Genomic DNA, 12,565 nt, shown 5'->3' with positions numbered 1-12,565 from the left:
CTAGAAGTCGAAGTCCGTCGTGAACGACCGCTTGATGGTGTAGTTCCCCTTCGAGAACGCCTTCCACTGCGTCGTGTTCGGGATCGGCTCTTCGAGCCGCAGCTCGACGGGCCGGTTGTTGAACTGGTCGGCGTCCTCGGTCAGGTACAACACAGCCCTCTGGTAGCGGTCACGCTGATCGTCTGATGCGCTGTCGAAGGTGAGGACGGGCTGGTCGGAGATCAGCGTGTCGCCGACGTAGAGGCCGAGGCGGACCTGACGCGGTTGGATCTTGTCGGTGACGGCCTCACGCTGGAGCAGCTTGACCGCGAGCTGCCCCGTGGTGATCTTGTCGGTCTCGGGCATGAGGTCCACGTTCACCGGGCGGACGTCGCTCCTGCGCTTCTTGTTGACCGTGATCACTGGGACGACGATCTCCTGGAGAGATGCGCCGCCGTGGACGTAGCGGGTGCCGGCACCGGGCTGCGGGATGCGGTGGATCGACTTGGGAATCTGGATGTCGACGTCTCCCGCGAGCCCGGCCTGAGCAGAGGTGAACGTCATGAAGGACGGGGAGGGCTTCAGCGAACGTCCGAGTACGTAGCGGCGGTTGGTCTTGGTTACCGCGTCGCCCTGGGGCTTCTCTGAGAGGTAGTACGCCTGCTCGAGCGGGATGTCCTGGTAGAGGAACCCGTGGTCGGCGGTGATGAGGATGTTCGTCGCGTTCGCGTTGGTCCACTTCTTCACCAGGAGCACTAGCTCACGAAGGGTCTCTTCGGCGGCCTCAAAAACGGTCCGCTCGGTTGAGGCCTTGTCGCCCGCCGCGTCGATGCGGTCGTGGTAGACGTAGAAGATCTGGTGCTTCGTGTACAGCTCACGAAGCTCGTTACCCGGCATAGCCAGCACCTCGGCGGCGGTGATGGCATGCCCCTTGACCGCCTGCAGAATCTTGTCGCGGTTCGCGGTGCCGTTCGTCGGTTTCCCGTCCGCGAGCACCGGCAGGCCCTCGGGGCCGAGTTCCAGGCTCGACTGCGGCAGCAGCGCCGCCATGCCGAGCTGGGTGTAGCTCGGCATCGAGCCGAGCACGGCCGAAAGGGACGCGTCGAACCGGTCCTCGCTGCGGATCATCGACGCGAGTTCGTCGGCGATCTCGTACCGCATGCCATCGGAGATGATCACGACCACCTTGGTGCGCCCGTCCTTGACGACAGGTGCAACGTGACGGTCGAAGAACTTCGCCTGCGGCGAGAGCGCGGCGGACTTCCATTCGCTCATGGGCTCAAGAGCCTGCTGCCAGAGCCCACTGAAGTCGTAGAGGTACTTGTTGGCGTACTGCTTGTCGACCTCAGCCTTGAGCGCTTCGAGCGGCTTCTGGAAATCCGCCGTCTGGTGCGCGTAAGCGAACCAGCGGTAGAGCTGGTCGATGCGGAACCAGTCGGACTGATACTTCTCCAACCCCACGGCGGGTGAAGCGATGGCGTGCGGCAGGCTGGCGATCGCGGCGAGCAGCTCTGAGGCGCTCTGAATGGCCTGGTAGAGCTTCGCGTACTTCGCCTTCCAGAGGCTTTCCTGGCGCTGCCGCACGATGTCGGCAACCTCGCGCGGCGTCACCGACTGAGTAGCGACAGCGTCAGCGAGGTCCACGATCACCTTGCGGTCGATCTCCTCGAAGATCGTGATCCTGGCCAGCTCACCATAGTCGCGATTCTCGATCTTGGACTTCACGTCGAGTGCCTCAGCTGCCCGGGAGGCGAGCGTCGTCATCGTGTCCTGACTGCGGACGTCGTAGCGGAGCGCGTTGAAGTCGCTGCGGATGTTGCGGAACTCGTCGGGGGTGGTCGACGCGAAGTCTTCGATTGCGCGGCTGAACATCCACAGGACGAAGTCGTCGATCGTCGGCGCCGTGCTCGGGTACTTGTAGATGCTCGCGAGCCCGTCCCAGAAGAACTGATCGAGCCCGAACGTGACGAGCTCGTCGAACTTGGCGCTATTGCCGGCGGAGTTCTCGACGAGGAGCTCGCGCACGATATCGGTCAGTTTGTTGCCCGATGCCTTGACAAGTACCTGGCACATCTTGGCCCGAAGGCGGGCAGCGTCGTCTCCGTCGTTCAGGAGCTTCTCCAGCGCCTGCTTGCGGCTGTTCGCGGCGAAGAACTTCTGGTGCTGCTCGATGACCGGCAGCAGAGCCGGGTCGTTGAGGCCAAGCTCCTGCTGGAGCATGGAGGTCTTGTCGGCCGTGAAAACCCCGTACGCGAGCTCGAGATCGAGCAGCCAGTTCGCTGTCCCGCGAGGGATGTCGCCGCAGCGGTAGACGAGGTGCTTGCGGACGTGATCGGCGAGGATCGTGTTCTTCACGCCGAACTCGTTGTCCTCGACACGGACGACGTTGACGGGCCCGAGATCGAGCGCATCGAGGTCGGCGGCATACTCGCCGGCGGGGTCGTGCCAGAACACGACCCGCTTCGAGGCGAGCCGGCTCCGGAGGGCGTCCCGGACGGAGGTCAGGTCAGTCACTCGCCGCCTCCAATCCTGGGATCTTCTTGAGCGCCGCGCCGAACTTCGGGTAGTTCGCCTTCACGCCGTCGTCGAGGTCGATCACGACGTTCTCGGACGCCTTCTGGAAGAGCGTGTCGTGCTCGTACTCGTTCAGCTCGACGAGGATCTTGCGGAGCCGGTCAGCCTCCTTCGCGTTCCCCACGCGATCGGCCTGCTGGAGCGCCGACTCCAGCTTGGTCACGTACTCACGAAGGTAGGCCAGTACCGTCGAGACGGTCGACGGGGTGTACCGGTGCATGTAAATCAGGGCACTGAACGAACCCTTGGGGCTGGAGAACAGCCAGTAGATCGGGCGCTTCTTATACCGCTGGACATGGTCCTTGTAGAAGGACTTCACGAGGTAGTCGCGCAGGCTCTTCACACCGAGTGACTCGGCGACGAACTGAAGGTTCTCCTCGAAGTGCCGCTCACCAAACGCCACACGAAGGAACTGACGGAACCGTTCGACGATGTCGTCCTCGAACCAATCACCGTCCACGATGGGGATGACGTTGTCAGCGTCCGGTGTGAACGTCGGCGACGGCACCTTCGCACGGTAGTCCTGCCAGGTAGCACCTTGGTCGGCAAGAATCAGCCCGGGCTCGTCGAGGCTGTAGCGGCCGAACATGCACCCGACCGCGTAAGAGAGCAGGTCTCTTACGAGCTCGCGCGCAACAAGCTCGCGCGCGCCCGCCGGGTCTGCCTTCGGAAACCGAAAGGCCGGATTGGTAGAGAGGGTGACGTGTGCAGGAGCTACACCCGGCTCGATCTCCCCGTCTAGGCCATAGGCCGACGCCAAGATGCGATTGTTCATCTCCTCCAAACGTCGCGCCTCGTCGCAAGCCTTCGCCCCTTCCGACACGAGAGCGGCAACCCGCGTAGCCAGCGTGCCGTTGAGGCCCATGAGCGGAGACTTTGTAAAGTCAACCGATCGTTCGGTCGTGTCCCAGTCGGCTCTGTGAAGCTCAACGAGCCGGGCGACATTCGAAATCACTGTCGCCCTGTCAGCCGTGCCAAGTTGAGGGTATGGCAGACGGGCGATCTCTCCGACGTTGATAGCGATTGTTGGATTGATGGCGGAGATCGCCTCGATCGAAACTCGAGAGTTCAGTATTCCAAGAATCAGGTAGAGGTCCGCTTCAGATTCCGCAAACCCGGCAGATCCTCGCCCATCAAATAGCTGCCCGGCTGGCATAAATCTGAAAGCGTTCACAGCCGAAGTGAAGTCCGACCATGTGATTCCCTGACGGAAGATGTGATCCAGGTTGTAGTTGTGAGAACGTATCCGCCCGGTCTTGACGTCAGCAAACTCACGGATCTCCTTACCGTCCCACGCCCAGTTGACCGTGAATTCCAGATTCCCGTACCACTTCCTGAAGTCACCCCCTTTCTGATATGGGAACCATCGCTTGCCCGACTCCAGCGCCTCCGCCCGCGAGACGGCGTCGAGCTTCAGGTTTCTGGCGCCTACTTCCGGCCAAAGCCGCAAGAATCGGTCGTTGTTCGCAGTGGACATTCCCAAGCGAGTCACAAAGTGCGCGGACAACGACTCTGCGGCGAACGCGCTCCGGAAGGTATCGCTCACCCAATAGGCGATGGGCATGCCAGGAATCTCCACGAACTTCCGGGGACTAACCTCGACGAGTCTCTCGTTCTTGACCGGGAAGGTCAGCGGAACGCCTGCAGAATCTGTCTCGAAGTACCTTACGCACTGGAACGATGCTTCCGCCCGACCCCCCTTACGGTTGGCGATCACGGTTGCTGCTGTCCCAAAGTTGATCCCCATTGGCGTCCCGCCCTTACCGAGATAGGGCATGTGCACCATCGCAGAGATTGCCTTGTTCGTAACGATTAGTTCTCGAAGGTCCTTGTACGCACGCAGAAACATCCAAGACTCCATCGTCACCATCGCCGAGTAACCCTTCGCCAGCAGCATCTCGAAGGATCGCTGAATGAACATGGCAAACAGATCCGCCTTGGATTCCGGATACCGCTCCTTCGCGAATTCACTGAGTTTGGCATCCATATATCCGTTACCCAGGTAGGGGGGATTCGCAACCACAACGCAGTAGTCCCGACCCAGCGACTTGGCCTGGCCGACAACTCGCTCCGCCCGTGCAAGAACATCCGCTGCGAAAAGATCGCCACTAACATCAAGGCTTGTCGTGTGCGCGCGAAGCGCGGCGGTCAACCCCCGATCAGGGCGGATCAGGGATCCGAAGGTGTCGGCATCGGCGAACTGGTTCCAGAATGCTTCCTCTGCGTGGCGGTCGTCGTCCTTGGTCACGAGGTAACTTAGCTCGTCGGCGCTGAAGGAGATCGGTTCGAGCACGCAGATGTTCGGCTCGACGGGGTTCTTCAGGAAGAGTTTGCGTCTGGCGGCGGCCTTCATCGTCAGCGCGAAGGCGGCGAGTGCGCCCGCCCGAGGGTCGATCTCAGTGCCGTAGAGGTTGTTGGTAAGGATCAGGCTGGGGATCTGCGACGGCGTGTAGCCCTCCTCCTCGTAGATCGCGTAGAGGAGGTCGAAGGCGTAGGTGAGCATGTGACCGGAGCCGCATGCGGGATCGATCACCGTGAGTTCCTCGGGCGCGGTGATCTTGAGGAAGTCGGTCGCTTCGTCGACCGGGGCGATGTAGTAGTCCATCTGGTCGATGAGGCGCGACTCGGGATGGTTGAGCATCCACAGTCGACCCACGGAGTTATCGACGAGGTACCGGACGATCCAGTGCGGGGTGAAAAGCTGGGTGGCGGCGGGGATTTCCGCGGCCCCGCGCTTTGCCTTGCTATCGAATATCTCCTGCTTCCGCTCGGAGACGTAGTACTGGTAGAGCCAGCCGATGACCTCGACGTCCTGGCAGACCTCCTCGGTGAGTACCTTGACGGAGCGGTTCAGGACGGAGTCTTCGGCGAGCAGGTTGGCGGGTATGAGCAGCTCGGTGTAGTCACCTTCACGCTCGAACATGAAGGGCATGGCCCGGTTCCAATAGCGGCAGTAGTCCGCGAGGAGGAGCGCGTATGCCTCGGCTTGGGCGTCGACTCCGGGGCGCGGCTGGCGGGTGCCGTTGAGGAGCCCGGTGATGGTTGCGGCGTTGGCCACCTTGACCACGTCACCGTCGATCTGGCCGCGCTTGGCTGCGGCGAGGACCTCGGGCTGGCCGACCTGTTCGGCCGCGGGTGAGACGACGCCGATGCCGGTGTGCCCATTGGCGTCCATAAAGCGCAAGGCGATGATGCGGTTAAACCAGGTGTACGCAACCTTGTCGGCCACGTGCGCCCTGCCCTTGTCGCCGCCACCCCCGGCGGCGATGGCGCGTTCCAGCGCGGTCACGGCCCGGGGCTGTTCGACGTGTTCGGGTGACCCTTGGGCGAGCACAGCGGTGATGCGCGCGCCGACCTCGCGAATGAGCTCGATTCGCGCTGACGTGGCGAAGGACTTGAGCGGTGCGGTGTCCATCAGAGCGTGATTCGCTTTCCGTCGTCAAGGGTCGCGACGAGCGCGGCCCGGTACTTGGCGAGGTAGGTGTCGACGTCGGCCTCGGACTCCAGGACACCCGAGGCGCCAGGCACGCTGATCGATTTGACTGACACCATCGGCTTCGGCGGCGGAGCGTCGTCATCCCCGCCCTGCTGCGCCTCGACCAGCCGGCTCAGCAGATCCGGATAGTCGTCCTGCTCGAAGGTTGCTCCGGCCTGGAGGATGAGCGCGGTCTGAGTCTCGCCACCGAGACGCGCAAGGATGCCGTCGATCCGCTGGATCACGCTCTCCTGTGCGGCCGGCGCGGCGTTAACGTAGTAGGTGCTGCCGAGGATCTCGGCCCGGCGCCCATCGATCGCCGCGGCCACTTCCGAACGCTTGTCGGTGACGATGCCGTCGATCTGCCCCCGCAGGGTGTCGGCTGCGGCCTTGAGCTGGTTCATCTTGTTCCCGCGGAAAGCGTTGGCATCCGAGAGCAGGGCTCTTACCGTGTCGGCGCTTCCTGTGGGGAGGTAGCCGAGGTTTCCGGCGTTGGCACTCAGGAGGGCCTGGGCCTCGTCGAAGATCTTGGCCTGCTGACCGTTGAGGAACGACTTGATGGGGTCGATCAGGTCTTCCTTGGCTTCGAGCAGCTCGTCGGCCGTGTCGAAGTCGTTGAGGTACCAGTCGGCCTGCTTGCCGACGACCTCGTCGAGCAGAGCGACGACGCCGGCGAGCTCGCTGACGAAGGGGTACCGGCTGCTGCTGACGAGCGCATTGAGTTCGTCGCGCCTGGCGGCGAGCTTGTCCTTGCCGAATCGGGCGAGTTCGGTGGGGTCGCTCGGTACGGCACCCTCGTCGAAGAAGTCGGTGCAGAACTTCTTGAACGCGGCGACCTTCGCGTGGTCGTATGCCTTCTGGGGTGCGACGACGACATACGGGTGCTTGCCGGTGTTTCGGATGAGGCTCGCTGCTTCGGTCCGCACGACCAGGTTGGAGTCGACGCTCAGCGCCACCTTGCCATCGCCGACGAGCCATCCCAACACGACTTCGATGGATCCGAGGTCCCAACCGTAGGGTTTGGTCTCGAAGCGCTCGGCGACCTTCTTGATCGTCACCTTTTCGCCGAGACCCGTTTGGCTGATGATCCAGGATTCCATCTCGGTGCCCGGCGAGTTGAGCGCGCTGAGCGTCGCCGCGTCGAACAGCCCCGTTTCGCTTTGGACCGCACCAGCGACTTGCTGCTCGGGGTAGACCTTGCCGCCGAGCAAAGCGAGGTTCGTGTAGGTCCGGCTGACGAGCTCCTGGAACCCGTCCGACACGCGAGTCACAGCATCCTGGGAGCTGGAGGGGATCTCGGCGGCGTTGATGATCAACTGCGCCTTGCCGACAGCCTGGCGGAGGCGCTCGATGAGCTCCTTCTCGCGGTCGGCGTTGAGCACCTGCTTCGACTGGAGGATCGCCTGCATAGAGGGCGTCGCCCCTGAGTTGGTGCGCTGTTTGGTGTACTTCTCTGTCTTGAGCAGCAGACGCAGGTCCGCGAGCAGCCGCTTGTCACGACCGAGGAACACCCGCAGCTCGTCCCGGCCCATGCTCTGCGCCGCGATCTCGGAGTCGCTGTAGCTCGTCTCGGGCGTGATGAAGTGAATAGTCAGCTCACGCTGATTTCCCTGGGGTACATCGTCGAGCTTGTAGCCGAACGAGAAGTCCTGGCCGTTCTTCGCGTACTTGAGCTTGTTGGTCTTGAGGATGTCGGACGAGAGGTACCGGAAGAGCTTGCTGGAGACCTCCGAGGAGTCGACGTCGACCGCCTTGATCTCCTTCTCAATCTCCTGCTCCTCGTTGGTGAGGTACTCGTAGACGTTCCCATTGCGCTGGACATACGACTGCGCCTCCAGCAGGTTGAGCGCCTCCTGCACCTGCTTGCCCAGCCCGGTGAGGTCGAGCCCGAAGCGGTCGTAGACGAGCACGGTGAGGTTGCGGGGCGTGGCCTTGAAGGTATCGACGTACTTGACCAAGAAGAGCGCCTTGAGGAGCCGGTTGGCGAGGATCGTGACCTCAGAGCCAGGGTCGGGCAGGTGCTTCTCGGCCTGAAGGATGGCGCTCTGGGCGGCCGACTTCAGCGCGGCACTGATGCCCGCGAACATCTGGTCAAAGGTCGCGAGGTAGCCCACCTGTTCGGTGCCGATGCGCTTGGCGACCTCCTGGACCACGCCGAGCATCGAGCGCTCACCGACCGAGCTGTTCTTACCCTCGAACATGTTGTGGTCGGACAGACCCTCGATCGCGGCCTGGAACATGGGGATCTGGTAGGTCACGAACGGATAGCTGCTGATGAATCGTCCACCATCGACGTAGTTGCGGTAGGTCTTCGCGCCGTCGACGAAGTCGAAGATCGTCTTGAAGTTCGCACCTTCCTTGGCATGGATGGCCATGAGCTCGGCGGCGCCTGCATCGTTCTTCTCCAGCAGACGCTTGCTGATGACCTCTTCGACGTCCTGGCTGGTCAGCTTCACCTTGGCGCTGAACCGCGCCTGGATCTTGGAGAAGTCGTTGCCCTGCTGCTTGGTGCGGTCGCCGATGACCTTGTCCATGTCCTCCTGCGAGGTGACGAACACCCACGACTGCCCCTTGCACTTCGTGTTGAGTGACTCAGCGATCGTCTGGAGGTTCAGCATGAGCTTGACGTCGTCGGCGATGAACTGGCCGACCTCGTCGACGAAGAAGTTGAGCCGGAAGCCCGGCTTCTGCTTGTCGATCCACGCCTTGACGGAGGTGGCGAAATCCTCGATCGAGACGGCGTAGGACTGCTGGTATTGCGCGATGATCCCGGAATTCGCCTCACCGTTGACCTCGGCGAACGCCTTGTCGATGTTGTGGCCTTCCAGGGCCGTCTGCTCACGCCCCTGCGACCAGTCGATTCCGGCATGTTTGGCGAACGCAGCCTTGAACGACTCATACTGGCCGCGCTTGTCGAGGTCCTCCTCGAAACGGGCGACGGCGCCATCGTTGCCAAAGTAGCCGCGGCTCTCGTCGAAGACCTTGACGAAGACCTTAAGCAGGGCGTCGGTCTGGTCCTTGGCGATCAGGGTTGCCTTCTGGTCGATGTTGAACAGCAGGCTCTTCGCCGGGATAGCCGCGGCCTTCTTCAGCGAAGCGATGAGCATCGCGTCGTCGGTCTTGCTGAGGAGGGCCTCGCTCACCTTCTCGCGAGGGAACGCCTGACCCTCCACGTTGCCGAGCAGGTGCGCGAGCATCTTGAGCAGGTGGGACTTACCGGAACCGAAGAATCCGGAGATCCACACGCCGTTGGCGTTCGTGTAGTTGGTGTACTCCTCCAGCAGCGGCGCGACACCCTTCGCGGCGTCGTTGGTGAAGACGTATTCCTCGACCTCGATGCCCAGGTGGTCGACGTCGTCGGCCTTGACGACGCCCTCGATCGAGCGGGTGACATCTTTGAGGAAGATCTGGTTGAGTTTCATCGGGTCATGCTTCCTGGTCGAGAATGCGCTTGGCTCGGTAGAAGGAGTCGTCCTTGAGCTGACCGAACAGCACCAATGCCGAGCCCTGCGTGGCTGACACCTCGTATCGCCCGGGGAAGAACATCAGCATTGGCTTATCGGACACGACGGTCTGCAGGTTGTTGAGGACCGTGTGCGACCTCACGAACGGGAACACTTCGCCGATACCGGTGAGGAAGAGGATCTGGAACGACTCGCCCGCGATGCGTTCCTTGATTGCCGGAGCGAGGTGCATCTGTGGGTCGAGCATGTTCTGAAGCATCTTGAGGAAGTCGAGCTTGTCCATCGTCGGCTCGGCGGCGAGAACGCGCTCCCACACGTTGCGCTTTTTGAGCAGCTCGACGCACAGGTCGTAGAGGTTGATCTCGAGGACTTTGATGCCCCGCTCGGTGTCGAGCTTGGTCTTGATGCGCTTCTTGGCCTGGGCGACATCGAGCGCCCACGTGGGGTCGTAGTCGTAGATGAAGTGGGCGACCTCGTTGCCGAGGCCCTCCATTCTCAGGAAGCGTTCACTGCTGAGCACCTTGAACAGGTGCTCCTCTTGCTGAGCAAGTGTGGGCTTGGAGTGTAGGGGCATCAGGCCACCCTCGTCGGGAAGAAGCGGATGTCGCTCGGCGTGCGTTCGTTGAAGCACTTGGCAATGCGGCCGGAGAGCATCGCGGGTTCGATAGCGCCCTTGGCCGTCAGCAGCCCTGCCTCGACCATCATCTTGAAGAGCACCTGCCGGAGCTTCTTGTACGTCGCGGCCGAGACGGCGTCGAGTTCGTCGTGCCACATCGCCTTGGTGCGGTAGAAGGAGTCGTAGTCCTCGTAGGAGACCTTGCCCGCCAAGGTGAGGAAACGCTCACGGAGCACCTCCTCGGCGAACTCGCCGATGAGGTCGTAACAACGACATGCGGCTGCCCACATAAGGTGGCCGCGTTCGGAGGCAGGGACGTCGGCGAGGATATCCACCTCATGATCGGAGAGTGCCGACATCCTTTTGACCGTCTCGCGCACGCGACGGACACCCGTGCTGTGGGTTCGCGCCTGGAGGAGGTTCTTCTCAACGGCGATGTCTCGGACCTTCACCCAGTCACGATGCTCGACATAGATCGGCGCCAAGAACGCGGCCTCGCGCTCCAGGAGGCCGCCCGTCGTGAACGACAACGCATAGCGCGGCGGGGCAGCCGAATTGCTGCTTCTCACAGGACACCCCCTTTGAAAAATGGCAAGTCGATCAGCATACGTCGACCCTCCGACGTCGCCGAGCAACCGTCACGTGTCGCCCTCCTCGTCCCGAGGCTCGGGGGCTGCCCCGCCGCTGCGCACCCACTCGTCGATCTCACTGACCTGGAACTTCCAGAGCCGGCCGACACGGTGGGCGGGCATCTTCTTCTCGGAGATCCAGTCGTAGACGGTGTCCTTTGTAATACCGAGGTGAGCGGCGATCTCCTCAGCAGACAGCCAGGGCTCAGCCACGTCGCAGACCTCCAAGCGTCGAGTGCGCGAGGCGCGCACAATGTCACCCTATCGCCGCTGATTCCTGACCTCGCTCCGCGACGCCCGGAGTGACCCGGCTAGACCCGGTCCGGCGCTGACGCAGGCGTCGCCGGTTGTCTATAGGGCGAGGACCAGCACGGGGTGGGCTGGAGCTCGCCCTTCGGAAGCCCAGCGGTGCCCATGCTGGAGGACAGGCTCAACTCGACTTGACGCGCCGCTCGTAGGGCACGGTCGCCACCGTGCCCTACGTTGGTGCCTATGCAAGAGAAGAAGTCTGCGCTTGAACAGCACATCGCGGTGTTCGGTGAAAGCGGGAGCGGGAAGACAGTACTGGTGTCGTCGTTCTATGGCGCGGCCCAGGAGGCGTCATTCCTGAAGCAAAGTCTGTATCGCGTGGTCGCGGACGACATTGGCCAAGGCTCTCGACTCAATCGCAACTACCTCGGCATGCGGGACGAGGGCATGACCCCGGATGTGACACGCTTTGCGGCGACCTCGTATGCGTTCTCGATCAAGTTGAAGGATCCGCCTAACCCGAAAGCCGTCAAGGCGCAGCCTTTTCATGCTCTCCGCCTCGTCTGGCACGACTACCCGGGCGACTGGTTCGAGCAGGGAGTCAGTGGCGAGGAGGAAGCTCAGCGCCGCGTCGACACCTTCCGTTCGCTCCTTGGATCGGATGTCGCCTTGCTTCTTGTCGACGGCCAGCGTCTGTTGGACCACGCGGGCGAGGAAGAGCGATACCTCAAGTCACTCTTCAGCAACTTCTCCAACGGCCTCGTCTCCCTCAAGGACGAGCTCCTCGACGATGGAACCCCGCTCGTCCAGTTCCCCCGAATCTGGATCATGGCCTTGTCCAAGGCCGACCTCTTCCCAGACATGGACGCCTTCAAGTTCAGGGATCTGCTCGACCTCAAGGCCGCTGACGATCTCAACGAACTCCGCAAGGTGCTGGCTGGTTTCGTGCAGGACCCGAGCGCAATGTCAGTCGCCGAAGACTTTCTCCTCTTGTCCTCGGCCAAGTTCGAACCGGAGAAGATCGAGGTCTCCAAGCGCGTCGGGCTCGACCTGCTTCTACCGGTCGCCGCCATCCTGCCGCTCGAACGCCACGCGAAGTGGGCCAGGCTCCAGCAACTCCCCGCGAAGGTTGGGGAAAGCATCATCAACGGCGGCGCCAAGCTCCTTGCCGCGGCGCTCCTGGGCAAGACGAAACCCGGTCCGCTCGGCATAATCCTCGCGCTCATCAGCCCCGACGTCGTCGACGAAGCCGCCCAACTGGCCGGCGACAAGTTGCGTGCGGTGAACGAGGAGGCGATTGCGAAGCAGAACTATGTAACCGCCACGCTGACTCGCTTCCAGTTGGATCTGGACAAGGGAGAGGAAGATGAGATTCTTCTCCGGAGCCTCAAGTGACTCTGGAATCAGGGTCCTTCATCTGGGCGACCCGAGGACTCCGATGGGGGTTTCGATTTCTCCGCGACGGCGGCTTCGCGGATCCGCTTCCAATCTACGAGGCGGCGTTCGCGGGAGTCGCTGAGCAGCGCGAGGTGGCCAAGCGAGTCGGCGACGCGATAGTGCTCCGCTTTCCCGACCCCAA

The 12,565-nt window shown here is 62.4% G+C and carries 7 protein-coding genes; 1 reads left to right on the top strand and 6 read right to left on the bottom strand.

Features of this window, described 5'->3' with window-relative positions; all coding sequences use genetic code 11:
• The 6 genes from pglZ to ACPYN4_RS13280 are packed head-to-tail and all read right to left on the bottom strand — an operon-like array spanning position 1 to position 10,950.
• On the bottom strand, positions 1–2,493 hold the full coding sequence (gene pglZ, locus ACPYN4_RS13305) for a BREX-1 system phosphatase PglZ type A (RefSeq protein ID WP_424446641.1): 2,493 nt from the start codon (positions 2,491–2,493) through the stop codon (positions 1–3).
• A complete protein-coding gene (gene pglX / locus ACPYN4_RS13300; protein ID WP_424446640.1) occupies positions 2,486–5,968 on the bottom strand; it encodes a BREX-1 system adenine-specific DNA-methyltransferase PglX in 3,483 nt (1,160 codons plus the stop codon). Before pglX ends, pglZ begins: the two co-directional genes overlap by 8 nt.
• A complete protein-coding gene (gene brxC, locus ACPYN4_RS13295; RefSeq protein ID WP_424446639.1) occupies positions 5,968–9,450 on the bottom strand; it encodes a BREX system P-loop protein BrxC in 3,483 nt (1,160 codons plus the stop codon). Before brxC ends, pglX begins: the two co-directional genes overlap by 1 nt.
• A gap of 4 nt (positions 9,451–9,454) precedes the next feature.
• A complete protein-coding gene (locus ACPYN4_RS13290; protein WP_424446638.1) occupies positions 9,455–10,066 on the bottom strand; it encodes a DUF1788 domain-containing protein in 612 nt (203 codons plus the stop codon).
• The gene (locus tag ACPYN4_RS13285; protein WP_424446637.1) at positions 10,066–10,743 is read right to left on the bottom strand and encodes a DUF1819 family protein; all 678 of its coding nucleotides are present in this window, start codon (positions 10,741–10,743) and stop codon (positions 10,066–10,068) included. The genes ACPYN4_RS13290 and ACPYN4_RS13285 overlap by 1 nt, the downstream gene beginning before the upstream one ends.
• 3 nt (positions 10,744–10,746) lie before the next feature.
• Positions 10,747–10,950 carry a helix-turn-helix domain-containing protein gene (locus tag ACPYN4_RS13280; RefSeq protein ID WP_424446636.1) on the bottom strand — a complete coding sequence of 68 codons (204 nt, stop codon included), beginning with the start codon at positions 10,948–10,950 and terminating at the stop codon, positions 10,747–10,749.
• 279 nt (positions 10,951–11,229) lie between these two features.
• Here ACPYN4_RS13280 and ACPYN4_RS13275 point away from each other — a divergent pair, with 279 nt between their 5' ends.
• Positions 11,230–12,381 (top strand): ATP/GTP-binding protein, encoded by a 1,152-nt coding sequence (locus ACPYN4_RS13275; RefSeq protein WP_424446635.1) that lies wholly within the window; start codon positions 11,230–11,232, stop codon positions 12,379–12,381.
• Positions 12,382–12,565: the final 184 nt, after the last annotated feature.

The sequence above is a fragment of the Microbacterium sp. CH-015 genome, from assembly GCF_049707015.1.
Taxonomy (GTDB): Bacteria; Actinomycetota; Actinomycetes; order Actinomycetales; family Microbacteriaceae; genus Microbacterium; species Microbacterium aurum.
This window is presented reverse-complemented; position numbering and strand designations above follow the sequence as displayed.